The sequence below is a fragment of the Streptomyces sp. MRC013 genome, assembly GCF_023614235.1.
Taxonomy (GTDB): domain Bacteria; phylum Actinomycetota; class Actinomycetes; order Streptomycetales; family Streptomycetaceae; genus Streptomyces.
Window position 1 is genome coordinate 3,621,590 of sequence record NZ_CP094264.1, and the last position, 24,718, is coordinate 3,646,307.

A 24,718-nucleotide genomic window follows, 5' to 3' on the forward strand; every position below is an offset into this window, starting at 1 on the left:
CCGTGCGCCGGGCGGGGCGGCGGTCAGCGTTTGACGCGGCTGCGGACGGCGAGGACGGCCAGGCCGAGGAGGACGGGTTCGGCCAGCCGGGAGACCATCTCGGCGTAGGTGCCGGTGGTGGTGAGGTTCTGCCCGGAGGAGCGGAACACCACCGAGTTGACCACCACCCGCAGGGCCTTCTCCAACCGCCCGGCGGTGACGCGTCCGGTCAGCGGACCGGTGGGGTTCACCGGGGCGGGGGCGCCGGTGGTGAGGACGACCTCCTGCCCGGCGGCGACCTGCCGTCCGGTGGTGGTCGGCTTCGGGTCCTCGGCGGGCAGGCCCCACAGCACCATCACCGCGACCGTGACGGCCATGGCCGCCGCCAGCCAGGCCAGCGCCCGGGTGGCGCGCAGCCCGTAGCCGGACAGGAGCCAGTAGGCGGTCAGCAGCGCGCGCTCGCCCCGGGGCCGGTCGGGGTCGTGGCGACGCATCTCGCACTCGCCGTAGTAGAAGTCGGCGGCGTCCGGCTCGTTCTTGCCGTCCTCCAGCGACTTGCGCAGCTGCCGGTACAGCGCCGCCACCGCCGCCGGCCTCAGCGCGGGCGCGTCGGGCGGCGGGGGCGTCCAGCCCCGGGCGGCGGCCCGGCCGGGAGGGCCGGCGGTGCGCACCCGCCAGTGGTGCTCCTCGACCAGGGTGTTGCGCCGGCTCCACCGCCAGGGGAAGCGCCGGTTCCAGCCGGCGGGGGTGGTGGCGAAGGCGCACCAGCCGTCGACCCTCATCTGGTCGAGGTGGACGGCGCCGGCGAACCGGCACCCGCTCAGGTCGACGTCGTGCAGCGCCAGGTGTGCGGCGTCCACCCCGCCCACCGACGCCAGGCGCACGCCGGGCTCCGGGGCGGACGGCCCCGTCCCCGGCAGGCCGGTCGGGCCGGACAGGGCGAACGGGGTGGGGCGGGCGGCGACCAGTACCGGGTACTCCAGGACCGCGTCCCTCAAGTCCAGCTCCGCGTGGCGCAGGTGGAGCGTGGCGGTCGACGCCCACCGGGTCCGCGCGCAGCTCACCCGGCGGGCGGCGATCTCCAGCGTCACCGGCTGCTGGAACACCGCGGAGTCCAGCACCACCCGCTCGCCGCACACCAGCGGCCCCAGGTGCGGCGCCGCGTCGAACCGCGCCGCGTCGAACCGGGCGTTTCCGGAGAAGAGCGTCCCGTCGAACCGGGCGGCGCCGGAGAAGACCGCCCCGTTGAAATCGGCGTCGCCGCAGAAGGCGGCCCCGTCGAACCGGGCGTCGCCGCAGAAGGCGGCCCCGTCGAACCAGGCGTTGCCGGAGAAGGCGGCCCCGTGGAACCAGGCGGGACCGGAGAAGGACGCCTCGTCGAACCCGGCGGCGTCGGAGAAGGCGGCTCCGTCGAACCGGGCGGCGCCGGAGAAGGCGGCCTCGTTGAACCAGGCGCCGCCGGAGAAGACCGCCCCGTCGAACCGGGCGGCGCCGGAGAAGACCGCCCCGTTGAAATCGGCGTCGCCGCAGAAGGCGGCCCCGTCGAAGCGGGCGGCGCCGACGCGCGGACCACCGGTCGCGGGGTCGTGCAGGGCGGCGAGCAGCCGGCCCAGCAGTTCGGCGGTGAAGGGGGTGCCGCGGTGGTCGACGTCGGTACCGGGGGACAGCGCCGCGAGGTGGGCGGCGCGGTCGGCCCCGTCCAGGTGGGCCAGGCAGGCGGTGTGGTCACCGACGCGGACGCCGCGGCAGCGGACGGCCGGTGCGGCGCCGAAGCCGCAGAGCCGCCACGGCGACGGGGGGCTGGGCGGCGGTTCGGATACGGCGGGCGTCATGCCCCGAGAACGTACCGGTGCCGCCGGGCGGTCGCCCGAGCGGACCGCAGCGGAGCGGGAACCCCGTCGCGCCGCCGGGCCCTTCGGCACGTCGCAGGAGGCTCCGGCGCGCCACCGGGCCTCCGGCGTCCTCACCGGCCCCGCGGCGGGAGGCGCCTCACAGGCGGCGCAGCGCGAACCACAGCTCCATCCGCGTCCCGGCGTCCTCCAGGTCGGCGTCGAGCAGCGCCGCGCACCGGGCGATCCGCTGCCGGACCGTGTTGCGGTGCACGCCCAGCGCGGTGGCCGTGCGGTCCCAGCCGCCGTGCAGGGACAGCCACACCCGCAGGGTCTCCACCAGCGCCGGCCTGCCCAGCAGCGGACCCAGCAGGGCGCGGGCGTGGGCGTCCGCCTCGGCCGGGTCCACCAGGGCGTCCAGACCGCCCGCGCGGTGCCGGGCCAGGCCCGTGCGCGCGGCCTCGGCACGGCGCAGGGCACGGGCCGCCTGGGCGTCGGCGGCCGCCAGCTCCCCGGGGCCGGCCGGGGCGCTCACCCCCAGCGTCCACCCCGGCTGCGGCGCCACCTCCCGCCCGGCCGGGAGCAGCGCCCGCACGGTGCCCTCCCCGGCGTCCACCAGCGGGGTGCCCAGCGCCGGCGGCGGGGCCTGGGCGTCGCCGGCGCGCGCGTGGACCACCGTCCAGGGCGCCTCGCCCAGCAGCGGCGCCGCCTCCTCCGGGCGGGCGCCCAGCAGGAGCCGTACCAGCGCGGCGGACCGGGCGGCCTCGGCGGCGCCCTGGTGGGGCGCGGTCAGCAGGGACAGCAGCACCATCGCGGTCTCGGCGATCCGCTGGTCGGACTCCCCGTGCCGCGCCAGGGCCAGGCCGAGCGTCAGCCCCTCCGGCCCGGTCCCCAGGCCGTACGCGGCGAGCCGCACCCCGTCGGGGCCGCCCGTGGTGTCCGCCGCCGACGACGGGCGCCGCTCCTCCCCGGCGACCACCGCGACCAGCCGGCCCAGCGCCGCCGCCTCCCGGGGCGCGAGCCCCCGCCCGGCCGCCGCGTACTCGGTGCCGTCCGGCGCGTACAGCGCGGCCCGCCCGCCCAGCCGCGCGGCCAGCACCCTCAGCACCGCCGGTACGGGGCCGGGGCGGGCGGCGGCCGCGGCGAGCGCCCGCTGCGCGTCCGTCACCCTCCGCAGCTCGTGCAGCCGCGCGTCCGCCATCAGCCGCCACACCGCCCGGGCGACCGCCGCGAACGTCGTGCCCGGCTCCACCTCCACCAGCGGCAACCGGTGCCGCGCGCACGCGGCGGCCAGCGCCCCGGGCACCGTGTCGTACACCGGCGTCACCCCGAAGCCCAGCGCCGCCGCGCCCGCCTCGGCGGCCCGCGCGACGAACCGCTCCGGGTCCGCCAGCTGCACGCCGGCCGTGAGCAGCAGCTCCCCGCCCAGCAGGTACGGGTAGGGGTCGGCCATCTCGGAGGTGTGCACCCAGTGCAGTTCCGCGTCCGGATCGCCGGCGACCAGCCGCAGCCCCAGCTCCCGCCGGGCCAGCAGGGCGGCCAGCCGCACCGGCGGGGCGAACGGCACCAGCGGTTCCGCCATGGACTTTTCCTCCGTTCCGGGGTCTTCGAATGGAAGAAACGTACACTTCTGTCGTCCCGGGGCCGGCCGTACCGTCGTATCCATGGACGCCGTGTGACGTACGGCGCGAGCGCAGGAAAGAAGGCACCCCAGATGAGCAGCACCAGCGGCACGCCCCGCGGCCCCGTCGACTCCTCCCGCGTCCCGCGCTACGCCGGCCCGGCGACGTTCGCCCGGCTGCCGCGCTCGACGAGGTCGGCACGGCCGACGTCGCCGTGATCGGCGTCCCCTTCGACTCGGGCGTCTCCTACCGGCCCGGCGCCCGCTTCGGCGGCAACGCGATCCGCGAGGCGTCCCGCCTGCTGCGCCCGTACAACCCGGCGCAGGACGCCTCGCCGTTCGCCCTCGCGCAGGTCGCGGACGGCGGCGACATCGCCGTCAACCCGTTCAACATCAACGAGGCCGTCGAGACGGTCGAGGCCGCCGCGGACGAGCTGCTGGGCACCGGCGCCCGCCTGATGACGCTGGGCGGCGACCACACGATCGCCCTGCCGCTGCTGCGCTCCGTCGCGAAGAAGCACGGCCCGGTCGCCCTGCTCCACTTCGACGCCCACCTCGACACCTGGGACACGTACTTCGGCGCCGAGTACACCCACGGCACGCCGTTCCGCCGCGCCGTCGAGGAGGGCGTCCTCGACACCGAGGCGCTCTCCCACGTCGGCATCCGCGGCCCGCTCTACGGCAAGCAGGACCTGACGGACGACGAGAAGATGGGCTTCGGCATCGTCACCTCCGCCGACGTCTACCGCCGCGGCGCCGACGAGGTCGCCGACCAGCTCCGCCAGCGCATCGGCGACCGCCCGCTGTACGTCTCCATCGACATCGACTGCCTCGACCCGGCCCACGCCCCCGGCACCGGCACCCCCGAGGCGGGCGGCATGACCTCCCGCGAGCTGCTGGAGATCCTGCGCGGCCTGGCCTCCTGCAACCTGGTCTCCGCCGACGTGGTCGAGGTCGCCCCGGCGTACGACCACGCCGAGATCACCTCGGTCGCCGCGTCCCACACGGCGTACGAGCTGACGACGATCATGTCCCGGCAGATCGCGGCGGCCCGCTCCGCCGGCGCCTGACCGGCCCGCCCGTACGGCGGCACCGCCCGCCCGCGCGGGAGGGCCGTGCCGCCGGCCGCGGGAGGCGCGCCGCACCGCCCGTGCCGCCGGCGGCGCCGCCCCGCACGGGCACCGCCCGTCCCGCACGGGCGGTGCCGCCGACGCACCGCCGCCCACGGAGGCCCGTCCCGCATGACCCACGACCACGGCCCCGTCCCGCGCCCCACCGCCGCGCAGACGGAGGCCGCCCTGAACTCCCTCCCGCCCGTCGCCCGGCCACCGCCCCTCAAGGAGGCGCTTCGCGCCGCGTGACGCCCGGGCGGACCGGCGGCGACCTCGTCGTCGAGACCCTGCGCGGCCTCGGCGCCACGACCGTGTTCGGGCTGCCCGGGCAGCACGCGCTCGGCCTGTTCGACGCGCTCGGCCGCTCGGACCTGGAGTACGTGGGCCTGCGCGTGGAGAACAACGCGGGCTTCGCCGCCGACGCCTACGGCCGGATCACCGGCGAGGCCGCGCCGCTGCTGCTGTCCGCCGGGCCCGGCGCGCTGACCGCGCTGCCCGCCCTGCAGGAGGCCGCCGCGGCCTCGGCGCCCGTCGTGGCGATCGGCGCGCAGGTCCCCCTCCGGGGCCTGGGCGGCGGACGCCACGGCTACCTGCACGAACTGCGCGACCAGCAGGCGTCCTTCCGCGACGTGGTGAAGTCCGTCCACCCGGTGCGCACGGCGTCCCAGATCCCCTCCGCCGTCGCGGCGGCCTGGGAGTCGGCGCTGACCGCGCCGCACGGGCCGGTGTGGGTGGAGATCCCGGCGGACGTGCTGTCGGCCCCGACGGCTCTGCCCGTCGTGACGGCGCCGGACGCGGTGCCGCGCGAACTCGCCCCCCGCCCGGAGCTGACCGCGCTGGCGGCGCGGTGGCTGTCGCGCGCCGAGCGCCCGGCGATCGTCGCGGGCGGCGGGGTCGTGCGGTCCGACGCCTCCGGCAAGCTGCGGGCCCTCGCCGAACGGCTGTCCGCCCCGGTCGTGACGACCTTCGGCGGCAAGGGCGCCTTCCCCTGGGAGCACCCGCTGTCGCTCCGGTCGTGGCTGGAGGACCGGCACACCACCGACTTCCTCCAGGACGCGGACGTCCTGCTCGTCGTCGGCTCGGGGCTGGGCGAGCTGTCGTCGAACTACCACACGTTCCGGCCGCGCGGCCGGGTCGTGCAGATCGAGGCGGACCTCGGGAAGCTGGAGTCCAACCACCCGGCGCTCGGCATCCACGCCGACGCCCGCCTCGCGCTGTCGGCGCTGCTGGAGGCGGTGGAGGAACGCCGGGACCCCGAGGCGCCCGAGCGCGTACGGAGGGTCCTGGCGGCCGTCCGGGACCGGCTCGACGCGCAGGGCCTCGCCCTGGAGCGGCGGCTGCTGGCGTCCGTGCGCGCCGCGCTGCCGGACACGGCGCCGTCCTTCTGGGACATGACGATCCTCGGGTACTGGGCGTGGTCCGCGTTCGACGCCCGCCGGCCGGGCGCGATGCACTCCGCACAGGGCGCGGGCGGCCTCGGCTACGCCTACCCGGCCGCGATCGGCGCCGCCGTGGCCGACCGCGGCCGCCCGGTCCTGGCGGTCTCCGGCGACGGCGGAGCCCTGTACTCGATCGCCGAGCTGGCGACGGCCCGCCAGCACGACCTGCCGGTGACGTGGCTGATCGTCGACGACGGGGGCTACGGCATCCTGCGCGAGTACATGACCGGCGCCTTCGGCCGGGCCACCGGAACGGAGCTGGCGCGCCCCGACTTCGCGGCCCTGGCCGAGTCGTTCGGCGTGCCGGCGAGGCGGACCACGCCGGAGGCGCTCGAGGACGACCTGCGGGAGGCCCTGCGGACGCCCGGCCCCTCGGTGGTGGTGCTCCCGGCGGTCCTCCGCATGTTCGCGCCGACCCACGCGGAGGACTGACGGGCCGTCAGGGGCCGTACCAGGTCACCAGATGGACTCGACCCACTCCGGGTGGTCGATGAACGGGTTCCGGTTGTGCTGGTACCTGTTGTAGATCAGCTCGTTGCGGTTCCGCTCGAACGCGTCCGGCGGGTCCTGCTCGTTCCACTGCTTCAGCACCGACAGGCGGCCGTGGAACGGGACGGTGCCGTTGGTGACGGCGTCGTTGGGCTCCAGGTCGGGCCAGCCGTCGGTGCCCTCGTAGCGGACGGCCATGTAGAGGATCATGCGTGCCACGTCGCCCTTGTCGGCGGCGCGCGGCTCGAAGGAGTTGGAGTCGGTGTAGCTGCCGGGGGCGCCGCCGACCGCGCTGCCGCCCGTGTCGAAGTCCTTGTTGCCGCGGACGCTGTTGACCTGCACGTCGCACGGGCGCAGGTGGTGCAGGTCGGTGCCGGGCCCGGCGGAGGTGCCGAAGTCGCCGTGGGACTGGGCCCACACGTGCTCCCGGTTCCAGTCGCCGACGTCGCCGCCGTTGAGCGTCTTGCTGCGGGAGGCGCCGCTGTAGAGGAGGCGGACGTTGGCGCTGTTGGCCGGGTCCTGGTCGGTGGTCTTGAGGGCGTCCCAGACCGCCGAGTACGAGATCTTCGTCTGGTTGCGGATGACGGAGTGCAGGGCGCTCTTGAGGGCGGTGCCGGTCTTGCCCGCGGCGGCGGCGTAGTACGTGTCGTCGTACGCGGTGACGGCGCCGCCGGCCGGGGCCGCGGACGCGGTGGCCGGGACCGTCGCCCCGGGGGCCGGGGCGGCGGCGGCCCCCGGGACGGCCGCTCCGGCGAGCAGGACGGCGGCGGCCAGGACGGGGAGTTTCCAGCGGCGTGCGGAGGCGGCCGGGGATGACGGCATGGGAGTCCTTTCCCGAGGCGGGACGCGACTGAACGTTTCGGCGATCTACGCGGGTTGAGCGCCGCGGCAAGGGGAGGGTGCCACGCCCGCGGCCACCTCGGCGTGAACGGAACGGGTCGGTCCCGTGTCGTTGTCATGGACGTGTCGATATGGTCGCCGGAGGTGATCCCGAGCGGCGTCGTGCGGCGGCCGGGGCCGCCGGAGGAGTCCGGTGGCCCCGGCCGGATGGGGTCAGCGGGGGTCGTTCAGGCGGCTGCCGATCTGTTCGTGGAGGTCGTGCGGCAGGTGGACGGCCCAGCGGTCGGCGGCCTCGGCGGCCAGGTCGCGGCTCCAGTCCCAGCTGTTGCGTGCCGCCGTGCGCACCTCCTGGTCGCGGGCGGCGGCCGTGGTGGCGACGTAGCGACGGCGGTCGGTGTCGGGCAGGTCCTGTTCGAGTGCGCGGCTGGGGGTGAGCCAGTGGGCCGTACTGCCCCGCAACAGGCGGCAGAGCTGGAGTTGCCGGGGTGCGATGACGGTGTGCAACAGGGCGTGGGCGCGGGCGATCTCGCCGCGGGCCAGTACGTGGGCGAGCATGAGCGTCCAGTTGGCCAGCTCGTCGGTGAGCTGCCGGGCGGTGGTCACCGGCTCGGGCGGCTGGAAGACGGCCAGTTGCCGGGCGGCCCGGGTGAGCCGGCCGGTGCGGTCGAGCAGGACGGCGTCGTCGGGACGGGGCAGGTGCACCATGCCTCGCCAGGTGGGGACCTCGTCGATGCCGGGCCCGGCGGGAGTGAGGTGGAACTCGCCGCGCATCAGGTCGTCGAAGACGACGGCGAGGACGCCGTACGTGTTGGTGTAGGAGAGCCGGAGCGGTGCGAGCCGCGCCAGGAAGGCGGGGCCGTCGAAGTCGGCGAGGAGGTCGTCCCGGACGTAGAGGTACGCCTCGATGTCGGAGGGGGCGTCGGCCTCGCCCACGGTCCACGAGCCGTAGAGCAGTACGCCCTCCAGCCGGGTCTCGGCGTGGGCGAGTCGCCGCAGGCGTGCGACGCGGTCGTCCAGGGCGGAACGGGCAGGGTGAACGGACATGGTGGGGTCGTGTCTCCTGGGGTGAGCGTGCGGGCACGCTGACGGAGCCCGGCACCTGCCGGGCGGATTTCCGCGGACCGTCGCGGCCCACTCAGGAGAAGTTGCCCACGGCCGGGATCATAGGGGACGGCTCCGCCGCCGGGCAGGCGGCAGCAGACCAAGGCGGTCGCGCCACCGTGCGGACTCGCGCCGGGCCACTCGGGCCTCGTCGTGCTGCTTCCGTGCCCCCGCTCCGGCGCCCGGCTCAGCAGTGCCCCGCCCGGCTCGACACCTCGAACGTGTACTCGGGCAGCTTCACCGCCGCGGCGTCACCGGGAAGCCCGGGAGCCACCGTCTCGACGTGTCCCACCCGCGTACGGGTGACCGTCATGCAGAAGGCCGCTCCGGCCCCTCGGGCCGAGACCTCGTAGCGGGCCCGGCCGGACTCCGCGGGGCCGACGAGTTCGGCGTCCACACCGAACTGCGGAGCGTCCCCACCGCCGTGCTCGCCCACTTCCTGCTCGATCGTCGAGGCGTACGCGGCGAAGTCGGCCGACTCGTCGATCGTCACCGGGTCGCCGTAGGCGGAACTGCCGTCCAGGGCCCGTGTCGCGCCCTCGACCGCGCTCGTCAGCTCGTCGCCGCTCCACTCCGTGCCGTCCTCCACGGCCAGCCCCTGGAAACCGACGACGACACCGCCGAGCGCCGCAGCGACCAGGACGACGCGGGCGACCGTGAAGGCGGAGTCCGGGACGTCCGGGGCCGAGGGGTTCCACGACTCCCGCAGGGCGCGCACGCGGTCCGCCCCGACACAGGCCATGAGGAGCAGCAGGGCACAGCCCCCGAACAGAAGAACCGTCAGTCCCGACATTCCCGCCCCACTCCTCCACGCCGCTGCCGCGGCTCGCTCCGACCGTCGCCGTACGGCGACGGCACGCACCCGTACGTCCTACCGCAGACGGACGCTCCACGGTGTCCTCCCGGCCGGATCCGCCGGGCGGTGCGGGCGCACCCGGTCCGGTGAGGGCTTCGGCGGGCGGCCGGTGGCACCCGCGCCGCCGGCCGCCCGGCGCGGGACGGCCCCGGACCGGTCCTGGGCCGAAAGGAGGGTCTTCCCCTCCCCGGGCGCTCCCGGGGATGAAAATACGACTCCTGCCTGTTGGGCCTTCCGGCAGAGCAGCGCGAACGGGAGGCTGGAACGTGGTGTCGGCGACGGGGGAACGACAGGCGCGCGCGGCGGAGCGGGGGTGGGCCCGCAGGCTGTGGGGCTACGCCTGGCGGCACCGCCCGGACGCGGTGCTCGCGCTCGGCTCGTCGCTGGGGGGCATGGCCGTCATGGCGCTCGTCCCCCTCATCACCAAGATCGTCATCGACGACGTGATCGGCGCGGGCACCGGCTCCCTCGGCACCTGGATCGGCGTGCTCGTCGCCGCCGCCCTCGCCGTGTACGCGCTGACGTACGTCCGCCGCTACTACGGCGGCCGCCTCGCCCTCGACGTCCAGCACGACCTGCGGACCGAGATGTACGAGACGATCACCCGCCTCGACGGCAGGCGCCAGGACGAGCTGTCCACCGGGCAGGTCGTCGGCCGGGCCACCAGCGACCTCCAGCTCATCCAGGGCCTCCTCTTCATGCTCCCGATGACGCTGGGGAACCTCCTCCTCTTCCTCATCAGCCTCGGCATCATGGCCTGGCTGTCCCTTCCCCTCACCCTCGTCGTCCTCGCCGTCGCCCCCGCCCTGTGGCTCGTCGCCAAGCACAGCCGCACCCGTCTCCACCCCGCCACCTGGTACGCCCAGGTGCAGGCGGGACACGTCGCCGGGGTCGTCGACGGGGCCGTCACCGGCGTACGGGTCGTCAAGGGCTTCGGCCAGGAGGACCAGGAGACCGGCAAGCTCCGCGCCGCCGGCCGGGAGCTGTTCGCCGCCCGCCTGCGCGCCGTCCGGCTGAACTCCCGCTACACCCCGGCCCTCCAGGCCGTGCCCGCCCTCGGCCAGGTCGCCATGCTGGCACTCGGCGGGTGGCTCGCCACCCGGGGGAGATCACGCTCGGCACGTTCGTCGCCTTCTCCGCCTACCTCGCCCAGCTCGTCGGCCCCGTACGGATGCTCGCCATGGTCCTCACCGTCGGCCAGCAGGCCCGCGCCGGCGCCGAGCGCGTCCTGGAGCTGATCGACACCGAACCGTCCCTGCGCGACGGCACCCGGGAACTGCCCGCCGACGCCCCCGCCGGCATCGAGTTCGACGACGTCTCCTTCTCCTACGGCGACGACGGCCCCCCCGTCCTCGACGGCTTCTCCCTCACCGTCCGGCCCGGCGAGACCGTCGCCCTCGTCGGCGCCTCCGGCAGCGGCAAGTCCACCGTCTCGCTCCTGGTGCCCCGGTTCTACGACGCGACCGGCGGCGTCGTCCGCGTCGGCGGCCACGACGTGCGCGACCTCACCCTCCAGTCGCTGCGCGCCGCCGTCGGCCTCGTACCGGAGGACAGCTTCCTCTTCTCCGACACGGTCCGCGCCAACATCGCCTACGGGCGGCCCGGCGCCACCGACGAGGAGGTCGAGGCCGCCGCCCGCGCCGCCCAGGCCCACCGGTTCATCGCCGACCTGCCCGACGGGTACGGCACGACCGTCGGCGAGCACGGGCTGACCCTCTCCGGCGGGCAGCGCCAGCGCATCGCCCTCGCCCGGGCCATCCTCACCGACCCCCGGCTGCTCCTCCTCGACGACGCGACCTCCGCCGTCGACGCGCGCGTGGAGCACGAGATCCACGAGGCGCTGCGCTCCGTCATGGCCGGGCGGACCACGCTCCTGATCGCCCACCGCCGCTCCACCCTCAACCTCGCCGACCGCATCGCCGTCCTCGACGGCGGGCGCCTGTCCGACATCGGCACCCACGAGGAGCTGCGGGAGCGCTCCGCCCTGTACCGGCGGCTGCTCACCGACCCCGGGGAACTGGGCGGCGTCTCCTCCGGCCACCCCCGCGGACCGGCGCCCCGGACGAGGACGACCGCACCGTACGGGACGAGCTGGACGCCGAGTTCGACGCCGAGCGCGGCGTCACGCCCGCCCTGTGGGACCGCGAGGCCGCCGCGTCCGGCCCGGCCGCCGCGCCCGGCGCCACGCCCGAGCTGCTCGCCCGGGTGGAGGCGCTGCCGCCCGCGACCGACACCCCCGACGTGGACGAGGCCCGCGCCGTGCGCCCCGAGGAGTCGTACGGGCTGCGCCGCCTGCTGCACGGCTTCGGGGCGCCGCTGCTGGCCAGCCTCCTGCTGGTCGCCGTCGACGCCGGGGCGGGCCTGCTGCTGCCCGTGCTGATCCGGCACGGCATCGACGAGGGCGTCACCCGGCTGGCGCTCGGCGCGGTGTGGGCCGCGTCCGCGCTGGCGCTGCTCACCGTCCTCGTGCAGTGGGCGGCCCAGGTCGGCGAGGTCCGCACGACCGGGCGGACCGGCGAGCGGGTGCTGTACGCCCTCCGCCTGAAGGTCTTCGCCCAGCTCCAGCGGCTCGGCCTCGACTACTACGAGCGCGAGCTGACCGGTCGCGTCATGACCCGGATGACGACCGACGTGGACGCCCTGTCCACCTTCCTCCAGACCGGGCTGGTCACGGCCTTCGTCTCCGTGGTGACCTTCTTCGGGATCATGGTCGCGCTCGTCGTCATCGACGTGCAGCTGGCGCTCGTCGTCTTCGCGACGCTGCCCGCGCTGGTCGTCGGGACGTTCTTCTTCCGGCGCGCCAGCGTCAGGGCGTACGAGCTGGCGCGCGAGCGGATCGGCGTCGTCAACGCCGACCTCCAGGAGTCCGTCGCCGGACTGCGGATCGTGCAGGCGTTCCGCCGCGAGCGGCCGGGCGCCGCCCGGTTCGCCGGGCGCAGCCTGGAGTACCGCGAGGCGCGGGTGCGCGGCCAGTGGCTGATCTCCGTGTACTTCCCCTTCGTGCAGCTGCTGTCGTCGCTGGCCGCGGCGGCGGTGCTGGTCGTCGGCGCGGGCCGCGTCGACGCGGGCACCCTCACCCCGGGCGCCCTCGTCGCCTATCTGCTCTACATCGACCTGTTCTTCGCGCCCGTGCAGCAGCTCTCGCAGGTCTTCGACGGCTACCAGCAGGCGACCGTGTCGCTCGGCCGCGTCCGGGAGCTGCTGCGCGAGCCGACCTCCACGCCGCCCGCCGCCGACCCGCGGCCGGTGCCGTCCCTGAAGGGCGAGATCGCCTTCGAGGACGTGTCCTTCGCGTACGGCGGCGAGGAGGAGGCGCTGAGCGGCGTCCGCCTGCGCATCCCGGCCGGGCAGACCGTCGCGTTCGTCGGCGAGACGGGCGCGGGCAAGTCGACGCTGGTGAAGCTGGTCGCGCGGTTCTACGACCCCACGTCCGGCCGGGTCACCGCCGACGGCACCGACCTGCGGGAGCTGGACCTCGCCGCCTACCGGCACCGCCTCGGCGTCGTCCCGCAGGAGGCGTACCTGTTCCCCGGCACCGTGCGGGACGCCATCGCCTACGGGCGGCCCGACGCCACCGACGCCGAGGTGGAGGCCGCCGCGCGGGCGGTCGGCGCGCACGACGTGATCGCCACGCTGGACGGCGGCTACCTCCACGAGGTCGCCGAACGCGGCCGCAACCTGTCGGCGGGCCAGCGGCAGCTGATCGCCCTGGCCCGCGCCGAACTGGTCGACCCGGACGTCCTGCTGCTCGACGAGGCGACGGCGGCGCTCGACCTGGCGACGGAGGCCCGGGTCAACGCCGCCACCGAGCGCCTGGCGGGCCGCCGCACCACCCTGGTCGTCGCCCACCGCCTCACCACCGCCGCCCGCGCGGACCGCGTGGTGGTCATGGACCGCGGCCGGGTCGCCGAGGACGGCACCCACGAGGAACTGCTGGCCCGCGGCGGCCGCTACGCCGACCTGTGGCGCACCTTCGCCGGCGAGCCGGAGCACGCGGGGTGACGGGGCCGGCGTCGCGCGGGGAACCGGAGCACGCGGACCGGGACGGGGGTGCCGCGCCGGTCCCGGCGGGCCCGCCGCGGGAGCCGCCGGCCCTCCGGGACGGCCGTGGACCGTCCGCCGACGCGCCGATCCCGCGCGGGGGCCGTCGTGCCCGTGCCGGGCGGCCCCCCCGCCGGCCCCCGTCGCCCGTTCGACGACGTACACCGCTCTCAAGGCCCGGCGCCCCCGGCCGATAGATGCCGGTATGTCGGATCTGCACGCGCGGCGCCGCACGGTACTCACCGGTGCGGCCCTCCTGACCGTCAGCGGAACACCACTACTGGGAGCGGCTCCCGCCAGGGCCACGAGCCGCGTCACCGGGGAACGGCGGGTGGACGAGCGGCTCGTCGAGCTGACCGTCGACTCCCCGGCCCTGGGCGGCCCCGGCCGCGTGGCCCTGCTCACCCCCCGCGGCTGGGACCGGCGCGGTCCCGGCGACCGCTGGCCCACCCTCTACCTGCTGGCGGGCGGTGACGGCGACCACACCACGTGGACGACGATGTTCCGCGTGCAGGAACTCGCCGAACTGCGGGACGTCCTGGTCGTCATGCCGGGCATGCCGCTGTTCGGCTTCTGGACCGACTGGTGGAACCACGGCGGGTACGGCCCGCCCGGGGTGCGCACGTACTTCCTGCGCGAGGTCGTGCCCCTGGTGGAGCGGGAGTACGGTGCCGGGACGCGCAGGGCGGCGGCAGGCGAGTCCCAGGGCGGCTTCGGCGCCCTGGGGATGGCCGCCCGGGTCCCGGGCCTGTTCGGCGCGGTCGCCGCGTTCGGGGCCCCGGTGCACCCGGTCCGGCACCCCGAGATGTGGCTGTCGGGCGCCGAGTTCGTGGGGGTGGACGGCTACGCGATCTTCGGGGACCCGTGGGAGCAGTGGAAGGTGTGGCTGGACTGGGACCCGTTCCACCACGCCGAGGGCCTGCGCCGCACGCCCGTCTACCTCGCCTCCGGCGACGGCACCCCGGGGCCCCTCGACGGCGAGGACCCCGAGCCGCACATCCCGGGAACCGAGAAGTGGGTGGCCCTGGCGGACGACGGCGTCGTCTCCGTCACCGAGGCCGTCTGCGCGGAGGAGAACCGGATGCTGAGCCGTCGGCTCACCTCCCTGGGAGCGCCGGTGACCACGCACATCCACCCCGGGACCCACACCGGGACCTACGGGTACCGCGAGCTGCGGCACGCACTGCCCATGCTGCTGGCCGCCCTGCGCGACCGCCCGGGCCGGTAACCGGGACACCACCGGGGCGCTCCGGACCGCCGTGGGCGCGGTCCCCGTCGACCACGGGACGGACCCCGCGATCGACGTGGCAGGCCGGCCGGTCGAGGAAGCGGCACATCACCTCGGCGGGGAACCTCCCGGTGAAGGGCGCGAAGCGCGTCGGCCCCTGGTGCTGATCGCCGCGCCGGAAGTTCGCCCGGCAGGACGCCGCCGCAGGCTCCGGTGAAGGGCGTGATGACGCGGCGGACCGCCGGGGAGCGTGGTCGTACGCTGCTGTTGACGCCAGGTGCGGACGCCATGCCGACCGGGCGCGATGTCCACGGCGCGGTGGTCGCAGCGGTCCTGCCGGAAACCGGGTGCCCGCCGCTCGAGTTCGGTCCACCGACCTGGCGACGGGGTGCGGGAGCCGGTCGTCCGGATCTCGGTGCGGCGGCCTGAGCGGTCGCCGGGGGCCGGGGAGGGCCGAGTGCGTCCCGCTCCTCGTCGCTCCGCTCGCGGACGGCCGCGGCGGCCAGGGGCGAACTCCGCGGGCTCCGTCCGCGACGGCCCGCGATCGACGTTTGCCGGGACTCAGGGAAATCCCTGAGTTCGGTGCCGGTGTTGAAGGGAGCCGTCCTGAGCTGGTCGATCAAGGCCACCGATGAGTACGCGGAGTGGTTCAGGACCCTGGTCAAGGAGGATCCGGGTTCGGCCTACCCGGCGCCCGCCCGGTTGAGTACCGCACCCGGGTGGTTCCGCTCATGTGCGAGTGGACGGGCCCCGGTGGTATGGGGGCATGAACACGAACGACGCCGGGCCCGTCCCCCCGCACCGTCCCCTCCCCGCCCGCTCGCTGCGGGTCGCCTCCCTGGTCTGCGGCATCGGGCTGCCCCCGCTGTGGCTGTCGGCCTGGCTGGTGCCGCTCTCCGGGGAGCGGGGCGGCCGGTGCCTCGTGTACGGGGAGACCTGCGGCGGCGGCTGGCCGGAGGGGACGCTCCCGTTCTGCTTCACCGCGGTCGCCGTCGCCTGCTGCGTCGTGCTGTTCACGCCCGACCGGGGCGCGCGCACCGCCCTCGTGCGGCGGTGCGCGCTGGGCGCCCAGCTCCTCTTCTCCGGCCTCGCCCTCCTGTGGGTGCTGACCTGGCCCGCCTGACCGCAGGGCAACCGTCCGGCGGCCTTCCGCGTCGTACGGGTGTACGCGGACGAGACCGAGGGGGCGACGGGTGATCAGGTGGAGGACGGGAGCGCGGCGCGGCCGGGTCGCGGTCGCGGTCGCGGTGGCCGCCGCGGCCGCCGCCGCGGTGCTCGGGGCCGCCGGGCCGGGCGCGGCCGCCGCGCAGACCGCCGGGCCCGCCGGCTGCTCCGGGCGGCTCGCCAAGTCCGTCAGGTTCGCCACCGGGGAACTGCGGGTCTACAAGAACCGCCAGTACGCCTGCGCCGTCACCGTCGCCAAGGCCCCCGGCGTCCGCCGCCCCATGGCCGTCACCCTCCAGCCGCGCGGGGGCCGGGCCGTCGCCGACACCGGGCGGTTCACCCACCGGGCCGGCCCGGTGACCGTCCACGCCCTCAACCGCTGCGTCCGCGTCACCGGATCCGTCTCCGGACGCGGCGGCGCCACCGGCTGGGTCCTCTGCTGACGCCCCGTCAGTCGGCGTGCCGCCGGGCGGCACGCCACCGGGCTGCCCGGTCGGGGGTGGCCACACACCCGTGCGCACCGCTAGGTTCACCGCGACCGCAACGAACCCAGTGGAAGGCAGCACATGCGCACGACGCTCAGATGGCTGCTGTCGCTCGTGGTGCTCATAGGCACCGTGGGCACGGCCGGGACGGCCACCGCCGCCGGCCGGGACAGCGCCGCCCCGGACATCAAGGACCGCGTCCTCGCGATCCCCGGCATGTCCCTCGTCGAGGAGCAGCCCTACCCCGGCTACCGCTTCTTCGTCCTCAGCTACACCCAGCCCGTGGACCACCGCCGCCCCGCGAAGGGCACCTTCCAGCAGCGCCTCACCCTGCTGCACAAGGACACCAGCCGTCCCACGGTCTTCTTCACCAGCGGGTACCACCTCAACACCAGCCCCCGCCGCGCCGAGCCCACCCGGATCGTCGACGGCAACCAGGTGTCCCTGGAGTACCGTTTCTTCACCCTCTCCCGCCCCCAGCCCGCCGACTGGTCCAAGCTGGACATCTGGCAGGCCGCCTCCGACCAGCACCGGCTGTTCACGGCGCTGAAGGGGATCTACGACCGCAAGTGGGTCGCCACCGGCGGCTCGAAGGGCGGCATGACCGCCACGTACTACGAGCGGTTCTACCCGCGCGACATGGACGCCGTCGTCGCGTACGTCGCCCCCAACGACGTCGTGAACCGCGAGGACTCCGCCTACGACCGGTTCTTCACGACCGTCGGCAGCCGGGAGTGCCGCGACCGGCTGAACGCCCTCCAGCGCGAGGCCCTCGTCCGCCGGGAGCCGCTGCGGAGGAAGTACGCCGAGTGGGCCGCCGCCGAGGGCGCCACCTTCCACACCGTCGGCAGCCTCGACAAGGCGTACGAGGCGGTCGTCCTCGACTTCGTCTGGGCCTTCTGGCAGTACTGGGGCGAGCAGGACTGCGCCACCATCCCGGACGCCGCCACCGCCACCGACGACGCCGTGTACGACACCATCGACGCCTACTCCGGCTGGTCCTTCTACACCGACCAGGGCCTGGAGCCGTACACGCCGTACCACTACCAGGCCGCCACCGAGCTCGGCTCGCCCAGCCTGCGCCTGCGCCACCTCGACGGCCTCACCCGCTACGGCTACCAGCCCGCGCACGCCTTCGTGCCGGACGACATCCCGGTGCGGTTCAAGCCGTGGGCGATGCGGGACGTCGACACCTGGGTCCGCCACAACGCCCGGCGCATGCTGTTCGTCAACGGCGAGCGCGACCCGTGGAGCTCCGAGCCGTTCCGCGTCGACCGGGGCGCCAAGGACAGCTACGTCTTCACCGCGCCCGGCGCCAACCACGGCGCCAGCATCGCCGGCCTGACGGAGAGGGAGCGCGACCTCGCCACGGCGAGGCTCCTGGAGTGGACGGGCGTCGCCCCGGCCGCCGTCCTGGCCGACCCGGACCGCGCCGCGCCGCTGGCCCGCTACGACGCCCGCCTCGACAAGCGCGAACTCAAGCGCGAGCCGCGGTTCCTCCCGTAGCACCCGCCGTGCGGGCACGGGGTGCGCGTCCGGCGCGCGACGCCGGGTACGCACCCCGTGCCCGCGGCGCTCAGTAGGACAGGCCGTACCCGATCGGGTACAGCACCCGTGACGGGTCGTCCGCGCGCCGCACCGGCACCGGCAGCCGGCCCTCCGGGCGGGCGCGGCCGGCGACGACCCGGGCGGCGGCCCGCAGCTCCACGTCGGTCCACGCGTACGAGGCGAGCGCCGCCCGCTGCCCCGTCAGGTGCGCGACGTCGTACGGGTTGCGGACGGCCACCACGACGACGGGCACGCCGGTCGCGGCGAGCCGCGCGACGAGGGTGCGCTGCGCGCTCCCCGCCGACACGTTGTACGTGCCGACGACGACCGCGTCCCTGCCCGCCGCCGCCGCGACCGCCTGCTCGATCCGGGCGGCGGACGGGGCGGTGCCCGTGGACAGGGCGGTCGCCGTGAAGCCGAGCTCCGTGAAGGCCGCGGCGAGCGTCGCGGTCGGCGGGCCCGTCGTCCCGGACGGCGACGCCGGGTCGGCGCCGACGACCAGCAGGTCGCGGTGGGTGAGCCGGTTGAGGGGCAGCAGCCCGCCCTCGTTGAGCAGCAGCGTCGTGGTCGACTCCGCGATCCGGTCGGCCGCGGCGAGGTGCGCCCGCCTGCCGACGACCCGGTCCACCTCCTCGTGGGAGGTGTACGGGTCGCGCAGCAGGCCCAGTCCCGCCTTGAGCCGCAGGACGCGCAGGACCGACTCGTCGAGCCGGTCCTCGGAGACCTCCCCGCCCCGCACGGCGTCCAGCACGGCGTTCCAGGCCAGCTCCAGGTCCGGCGGGTTGAGCAGCTGGTCGCACCCCGCCTTCAGCGCCAGCACCGGCACCCGGTCGTCGCCGTACCTGGTGCGGACGCCCTCCATGCCGAGCGAGTCGGTCACCACCACCCCGTCGTAGCCGAGCCGCCCCCGCAGGATGCCGGTGAGGACGGGCCGCGACAGGGTCGCCGGGTCCTCCGACGGGTCCAGGGAGGGCACGACGATGTGCGCGGTCATCACCGAGTCGATCCCGGCGGCGATCGCGGACCGGAACGGCGGCGCGTCCAGCGCCTCCCACTGCTCGCGCGTGTGGTGGACGTACGGCAGCTCGGTGTGGCTGTCGTCGACGGTGTCGCCGTGGCCGGGGAAGTGCTTGGCGGTCGCCGCGACACCGGCGCCCCGGTACCCCTTCACCTGCGCGGCGACCATCCGGGCCACGGCCCGCGGGTCGGCGCCGAAGGACCGCACGCCGATGACGGGGTTGGCCGGGTCGACGTTCACGTCCGCCACGGGCGCGTAGTTCTGGCGGATGCCCAGCGCGGCCAGTTCGGCGCCGGCGATGCGCGCGGCGCGCCGGGCGGCGTCCCGCGACCCGGACGCGCCGAGCGCCATCGCGCCGGGCAGCAGCGTCGCGGGCTCGCCCACCCGCGCCACGGCGCCGTGCTCCTGGTCGGTGGAGACGAGCACCGGTACGGGGACCCGCTGGGCGAGCGCCGCGCGCTGGATGCCGTTGGAGAGGTCCGCGATCTGGTGCGGGTCGCGGGTGTTGTGCGCCCACGTGAAGTAGACGATGCCGCCGACGTGGTACCTCGCGACCAGCTCGGCGGCGGTGCGGACGCCGATCTCGCGGAGGTTGGCGTCGACGTCGGCCTGGTCGGGCCGGGTGGCTGAGTGCCCGTACACCCGCATGACGAACAGCTGGCCGACCTTCTCCTCGAGGCTCATGCGGGAGACGATCCGCGCGAGGCGGCGTTCCCGGCCGCCGCCCGCGGCGGTGGACGGGGGGACGGCGGCGGCCCGCGGAGCGGCGGACCCGGTGGTGGCGGCCGCCGCGGCGGTGGCGGCGAGGACGGTGCGTCTGGAGGTGGCTCGGTGGTGCACGGGGGCTCCTTCCGGCCGTACGTGACGAGAAGTGGAGGAAACTTCCGGGACGTCACACGTAGGCGAAAGCAACTGCCGGGTCAAGGACGCGCGCAGGACCGACCCGCGTCCGGCGCCCCCCGACGACCTGAGTGCCGGACACGGCGCGGCCGCCGGGAGGGGACCCGCCTAGGGTGGCGGCATGGACTCGCGGACGTACCTCTCCGAACTGTTCTCCCTGGAGGGCCACGTCGCCCTGGTCACGGGCGGCAGCTCCGGCATCGGCCGGGCCGTCGCCGGGGCGCTGGCCCGCGCCGGCGCGAGCGTCGTGGTCGTCGCCCGGCGCGAGGCGGAGCTGGCCGCGACGGTGGCGGAGCTGGAGGGGCTCGGCTGCCGCGCCGCCCGGGTCGGCGCCGACCTCGCCACGCGCGACGGCGTGCGGGAGGCGGCCGAGCGGGCCGCCGCCGTGTTCGGCGAGCCGGACATCCTCGTGAACTGCGCCGGGATCAACCTGCGTCCGCCGATGGACGGCCTCGGCGAGGACGTGTGGGACGCGACGATGGCGGTGAACCTGGACGCGCCGTTCCTGCTGGGCCGGCGGTTCGGGCCCGGCATGGCCGAACGCGGCTTCGGCCGGATCGTCCACGTCACCTCCCAGCAGGCGCACCGCGCGTTCGCCCGGAGCGGCGCGTACGGGGTGTCCAAGGGCGCCCTGGAGTCGCTGGCCCGCTCCCAGGCGGAGGCCTGGTCCCCGCACGGCGTCACCTGCAACACCCTCGTGCCCGGCTTCGTCCCCACCCCCCTCAACGCGCGGCTGCGGTCCGAGCCCGGCGCGGCCGAGGCCCTGGCGGCCCGGACCCTCGCCGGCCGCAACGGGGTCCCCGAGGACTTCGCGGGCGCGGCTGTGTTCCTGGCGAGCCGCGCCTCGGCGTACGTCACGGGCCAGTCGCTCTTCGTCGACGGGGGCTTCCACGCCCACTGAGCCGCCCCGCGGGGGCGACCGGGTGCGGCCCGGCCACCCGGCACCGCGGCCGCCGCTCCGGCCGCCCGGACGGCGTCCGCGCCGCGCCGGCCCCGCGGCGACGCACCCGACCGGGACCGTGCCGGATGCGCCGGCGCCCCGTGCGCCCACCTGCTCCGGGGCGCCCGTGCGGGCCGCCGGCGGCCGGACGCGGGGGAACCGGATCCTGTCGGACCTGTCGCGTCCAAAGGCCCAACAGGGGCCTTTTTGTATTTTCACGGGCGGTCCCGCCGAGCGTCCCGCACGCCCCTGAAACCGGTTCTTTCCCGTCGGTATCCACCGCCGGTGAACGCCGGCCCCGGCGGGAAAACCGCTCGGCCCCGGCGGCCCGGCAGGACGCGCGGCAAGGCGGTATTCCCGTCGAAAGGGGACACCGGCGGGACGCGCGACGAGGGTCGTGGAGCCGGGGCGGGCGGCTTCCCCCCGCGCCGCCTCCGCCGATCCCGGCGGGAACCCCCGGTCCACCGGGCCCGCCGGCACCGGGAGGCGCCGCCCACTGCCGAAAGGCATGCCGTAAAGGCATATCGGGAAAGGCATGACGGGAGAGGTGGGCCGGGAAAGGGGGTGCTGAAAAGGCATACCGGAGAGGCATATCGGAAAAGGCATACCGGAGTTCCATTGCCGTGTCGAACGGACGCTGCCCGAGAAGTTCGCCGGCTATTCCCTCGGCGGTTGGAGGTCTGCTAATGTCTTCCATGTCGGCGGGGGAATCCCGCCGAACAGGAGGAAGGATTTCCGGCACCTTTCCAGGGTTTCCGGAGGTCCCCGTCCGGTGGAGTGGCCGAGAGGCGAGGCGACGGCCTGCAGAGCCGTTTACACAGGTTCGAATCCTGTCTCCACCTCTACCCCTGCCCGCCGCCCGTCATCCACGGGCGGCGGGCGGCCGGGTGCGGCCGGGCGGCTCTCACGGGTGTCCGCGAGGCGTGGGGAGAACCGCCGGCACCGGGATCGGTTGAGAGCCGCCCGCCGGGAACCCGCGCCCGCCGCGCCGACCGGCGCCACGGCCGCCGAGGCCCGCACGGGCCGCCCGGAAACGGCCTCCCCGCATTCCACACGGCCAGGAAGCGCGCACAGCGACCGCACCCCTCACCCCCTCCTCGCGTCCCTCCGCCCACCCCCTCCGCTCCCCGTCGGGGAGGTACGGGACCGGGGCGGCCCCCCTCCCGGCACGTCCGCCCCGTACGGCGGAGGAACCGGGTGCCCCGGGCCGGCGATTCGGCCGCCGGTGAACACCGCCCCTCCGGCAGGTCCTGCCCGCGTACCCTCCGGGCATGGTCGATCAGCGCTCGGTCGAGGTGGGAGGGATCCGGCTGGCGTACCGCGTGTCGGGCCCGCCGGACGCCCCGCCGCTCGTCCTGCTGCACGCGCTGGGCGAGGACTCCACCGACTGGGAGGCGGTGGCCCCCGCCCTCGCCCGCAACCGCCGGGTCCACGCCCTCGACCTGCGCGGCCACGGCCGGAGCGACCGGCCGGGGGCCTACTCGCTCGAACTCATGCGGGACGACGTACTCCGGTTCCTGGACCTGCTGGTACCCGGGCCGGTGGAACTGATCGGGCACTCCGTGGGCGGGGTCGTGGCGTACCTGCTGGCGCAGGACCGGCCGCGGCGGGTGAGCCGGCTCGTCCTGGAGGACGTCTCGGCCCCGCGCCCCCGGGAGCGGACCACCCCGGTCAGGCCGGACGGCGACCCGGCCTTCGACTGGGACGTGGTACCGGCCGTCAGGGGGCAGATCGACGCGCCCGACCCCGGCTGGCTGGAACGGCTCGGCGAGATCACCGCCGAGACCCTGGTGGTGGCCGGCGGCCTCGGCAGCCACGTCCCCCAGAACGGCGTCGCCGAACTGGCCCGCCGCGTCCCCCCACGGGCGCATGGTCACCATCCCGGTCGGCCACCTGGTCCACCGCGCGGCTCCGGAGGCGTTCACGGAGGCCGTCTCGGCGTTCCTGCGGGTGGAGTGAGGCACCCGCGCCGCACACCGGTACCGCGACGGTGCCCGTGCCGACTGCTGACCGGTTCCACCGAGGCCTGGGACGCGCTCCGCTTCCTGCCCGCGCGCCGGGCTCCCCGTGAACGTGGTCCGCAGCGAGGATCCGCTCGCCGGGGAAGCGGCGGGGCCCGCGGCGCCGGGCGGCGGCGGAACGATTCGGTGCCCGCCGGCGTCGTCCCCCTTCGGGGCAGGGTGCCGATGCCCCGGGGAGGGGAAGCGAATGGGTACGGACGACTTCGCCGCGTGGACGAGGCGGTTCGAGGAGGCGCGCGAGCGCAGGCGCGTCCAGGGCGATCCGGACTGGGAGCGGGGCGCGACGCTGCACCCGGCGGTGTGGGCCGGCATCCGACGCTTCCAGGTCGGCGAGGAGGGCGACGGCGCCGGCCTCGTCGGCAAGGCGGACGCGGCCGGCGACGACGACTACGCCAGGGCGGTCCGGCTCTTCGTCGCCGAGGAGCGGAACCACGCCCGGCTGCTGGCCCGGCTGCTGGCCGCGGGCGGTGTACCGGAGCTGACCGGCCACTGGAGCGACACGGCCTTCGTGCGGCTGCGGCGCCTCATGGGCCTGCGCACGGAACTGCTGGTGCTGATGGTCGCGGAAGTGGTGGCACTCCGTTACTACCGGGCCCTGCGCGACGGCGCCGACGACCCGCTCACCTCGGAAGTGGCGGGGCGGATCCTGTCCGACGAACGGCGCCACGTCCCGTTCCACTGCGACCGGCTGCACGCCTCCCTGGCGGAGCTGCCCCGCGCGCTGCGCCGCCCGGTGACGGCCCTGTGGCAGCTCCTCCTGCTCGCCGCCGCCCTCGTCGTCGCCGTCGACCACGGCCCGGCGCTGCGGAGGGTCGGCGTCGGACGCCTGCGCTTCGCGGCCGACGTCGCGGCCTCGTCGAGCGCGGTCGTCTCCGCGGTGCTGGCACCCCGCCCGGGCACGCGGACGGACCCGGGCTGACGGTCCGCCGCCTCCCGCTCGCCTCTTCGGGGAAGGCGGGCCGCCGATCCGGTCCTCCGCCACGGCGCGGCCAGCCCCGGCCGCGCCGCCGGCTCACAGGCGCTTCGCGCCGCGCAGGGCCTTCGCGTAGTAACCGCCGCCGTCCAGCCTCGACGCTCCGCCCTTGTCTCCGATGGTGGGGCCGTTGGCCTCCTCCCGGCTGGATATGAAGATCTTGTGCCCGTCGGTGTCGTTGCCCACGTACATGCCGACGTGGTCCAGCCGGTCCTTCGTACGGGCGTCGAGCTCGAAGAACACCAGGTCACCGGGTTGGAGCACGTCGATCGACGTCGGCTTGGCGGAGTCCGCCCCGCTGCCGCCCAGCGGGATGACGTCCACCCCGAGCTTCGAGCGGGCCATGCTGTCGGCGGTGCGGGGCAGGCCGTCGCCGGCCTCGTCCGTGGCCATCAGCGGATAGCGAGCCCGGTAGCCCAGCACCACGCGGATGTAGCCGGAGCAGTCGACGGACCGGGCCCGCGCCGCCTCGGGCCGCATCGTGGTGCCGTCCCGGAAGGTGTAGGGGATGCCCAGGTAGTCGTAGAAGTCGGAGCTCTCCAGCCGGTAGTCCGCCCCTTCGCTCCCCTTGGGGTTGACGGGCCCGAACTGCGCGTCGCCGGCGTACTTGATCCCGGCGTCGTCCTGCTTCACGGGCGCCTGGTCGATGTACTGGAAGGCGATCGCGAACAGGTCGTCCTCCTTGCTCCCGAAGTTCTCCTCGAACCACTCCGTGAACCACGGCTCCTTCTCGGAGCCCTCCTTCCACGGTTCGGGCATCAGCCTCACCCAGTTCTCGGTGACGATGCGGGACTCCGTGTGGGCCGGCTCGGTGAAGGTGCGGCTGGGGCCCGTGAGCGTCGCGGTGCGGGCCCGGTCGGTGAAGGTGGCGAGCACGTCCCCGTTCTCGCCCCGCAGCACCGAGCGGTCCGGGTTCCGCAGCCGCTCCCAGGTCTGCTTGCCGGAGGGCCGGCCGGCACCGGCCGACGCGGGATCCGGCCTGTCCGTGACCGCCTGCACGGCGGGCGCCTTGGCCTGCTCCTCCTTGCGGAGCTCCACGGTGAGGTACGCGCTGGCGGCGAGCAGGGAGATCACGGTGACGGCGTGGAGGGCGGGGCGGGAACCGCGTGTGGTCCTTGCGCTCATGGTTTCGAC

The 24,718-nt window shown here is 75.6% G+C and carries 13 protein-coding genes, 1 tRNA gene and 4 pseudogenes; 11 read left to right on the plus strand and 7 right to left on the minus strand.

Annotated elements, in window-relative coordinates:
- Positions 1-23 precede the first annotated feature (23 nt).
- Both LUW75_RS16555 and LUW75_RS16560 read right to left on the minus strand, forming a co-directional pair.
- Positions 24-1,811 (minus strand): pentapeptide repeat-containing protein, encoded by a 1,788-nt coding sequence (locus LUW75_RS16555; RefSeq protein WP_250336303.1) that lies wholly within the window; start codon positions 1,809-1,811, stop codon positions 24-26.
- A gap of 157 nt (positions 1,812-1,968) precedes the next feature.
- A complete protein-coding gene (locus LUW75_RS16560) occupies positions 1,969-3,390 on the minus strand; it encodes a PucR family transcriptional regulator (protein ID WP_250336304.1) in 1,422 nt (473 codons plus the stop codon).
- A gap of 132 nt (positions 3,391-3,522) precedes the next feature.
- Between LUW75_RS16560 and speB the strand changes: the two are divergent.
- Positions 3,523-4,499: pseudogene (gene speB / locus LUW75_RS16565) on the plus strand (agmatinase).
- 171 nt (positions 4,500-4,670) lie between these two features.
- Positions 4,671-6,412: pseudogene (locus tag LUW75_RS16570) on the plus strand (thiamine pyrophosphate-binding protein).
- 24 nt (positions 6,413-6,436) lie between these two features.
- On the opposite strand, the gene LUW75_RS16575 reads toward LUW75_RS16570, so the two are convergent.
- The 3 genes from LUW75_RS16575 to LUW75_RS16585 all read right to left on the minus strand — a co-directional run bounded on the left by LUW75_RS16575 (position 6,437) and on the right by LUW75_RS16585 (position 9,203).
- Entirely contained in the window at positions 6,437-7,291 is an 855-nt protein-coding gene (locus LUW75_RS16575; RefSeq protein WP_250336305.1) for an endonuclease I family protein, read from the minus strand.
- Between the two features lie 231 nt (positions 7,292-7,522).
- Positions 7,523-8,353, minus strand: a complete 831-nt coding sequence (locus LUW75_RS16580) for a nucleotidyltransferase domain-containing protein (RefSeq protein WP_250336306.1) — start codon at positions 8,351-8,353, stop codon at positions 7,523-7,525.
- Between the two features lie 244 nt (positions 8,354-8,597).
- Positions 8,598-9,203: a hypothetical protein gene (locus LUW75_RS16585; RefSeq protein ID WP_250336307.1), complete on the minus strand. Its 606-nt coding sequence runs from the start codon at positions 9,201-9,203 to the stop codon at positions 8,598-8,600.
- 266 nt (positions 9,204-9,469) lie between these two features.
- On the opposite strand from LUW75_RS16585, the pseudogene LUW75_RS16590 reads away from it, so the two are divergent.
- The 5 genes and pseudogenes from LUW75_RS16590 to LUW75_RS16610 all read left to right on the plus strand — a co-directional run bounded on the left by LUW75_RS16590 (position 9,470) and on the right by LUW75_RS16610 (position 17,690).
- Positions 9,470-13,268 (plus strand): annotated as a pseudogene (locus LUW75_RS16590) (ABC transporter ATP-binding protein).
- A 244-nt stretch (positions 13,269-13,512) separates the two neighbouring features.
- Entirely contained in the window at positions 13,513-14,535 is a 1,023-nt protein-coding gene (locus LUW75_RS16595; RefSeq protein ID WP_250336308.1) for an alpha/beta hydrolase, read from the plus strand.
- 766 nt (positions 14,536-15,301) lie between these two features.
- Positions 15,302-15,658: a hypothetical protein gene (locus LUW75_RS16600; RefSeq protein ID WP_250336309.1), complete on the plus strand. Its 357-nt coding sequence runs from the start codon at positions 15,302-15,304 to the stop codon at positions 15,656-15,658.
- A gap of 70 nt (positions 15,659-15,728) precedes the next feature.
- Positions 15,729-16,142, plus strand: a complete 414-nt coding sequence (locus LUW75_RS16605) for a hypothetical protein (protein ID WP_462933745.1) — start codon at positions 15,729-15,731, stop codon at positions 16,140-16,142.
- A 123-nt stretch (positions 16,143-16,265) separates the two neighbouring features.
- Positions 16,266-17,690, plus strand: coding sequence for a S28 family serine protease (locus LUW75_RS16610; protein WP_250336310.1), 1,425 nt, complete (start codon positions 16,266-16,268; stop codon positions 17,688-17,690).
- Between the two features lie 70 nt (positions 17,691-17,760).
- Here the strand turns inward: LUW75_RS16610 and LUW75_RS16615 are convergent, their stop codons facing one another.
- On the minus strand, positions 17,761-19,590 hold the full coding sequence (locus LUW75_RS16615) for a glycoside hydrolase family 3 protein (protein WP_250336311.1): 1,830 nt from the start codon (positions 19,588-19,590) through the stop codon (positions 17,761-17,763).
- 181 nt (positions 19,591-19,771) lie between these two features.
- Between LUW75_RS16615 and LUW75_RS16620 the strand changes: the two genes are divergently transcribed.
- The 4 genes and pseudogenes from LUW75_RS16620 (at position 19,772) to LUW75_RS16635 (ending at position 23,530) form a co-directional block, all read left to right on the plus strand.
- Positions 19,772-20,551: an SDR family NAD(P)-dependent oxidoreductase gene (locus tag LUW75_RS16620; protein WP_250336312.1), complete on the plus strand. Its 780-nt coding sequence runs from the start codon at positions 19,772-19,774 to the stop codon at positions 20,549-20,551.
- A gap of 810 nt (positions 20,552-21,361) precedes the next feature.
- A tRNA-Cys gene (locus LUW75_RS16625) sits at positions 21,362-21,432 on the plus strand.
- A 429-nt stretch (positions 21,433-21,861) separates the two neighbouring features.
- Positions 21,862-22,206 (plus strand): annotated as a pseudogene (locus LUW75_RS16630) (alpha/beta fold hydrolase); the annotation flags it as partial.
- Positions 22,207-22,798: 592 nt separating this feature from the next.
- Positions 22,799-23,530, plus strand: a complete 732-nt coding sequence (locus LUW75_RS16635) for a ferritin-like domain-containing protein (protein WP_250336313.1) — start codon at positions 22,799-22,801, stop codon at positions 23,528-23,530.
- A 93-nt stretch (positions 23,531-23,623) separates the two neighbouring features.
- On the opposite strand, the gene LUW75_RS16640 is transcribed toward LUW75_RS16635, so the two are convergent.
- Entirely contained in the window at positions 23,624-24,709 is a 1,086-nt protein-coding gene (locus LUW75_RS16640) for a C40 family peptidase (protein WP_250336314.1), read from the minus strand.
- Positions 24,710-24,718 lie beyond the last annotated feature (9 nt).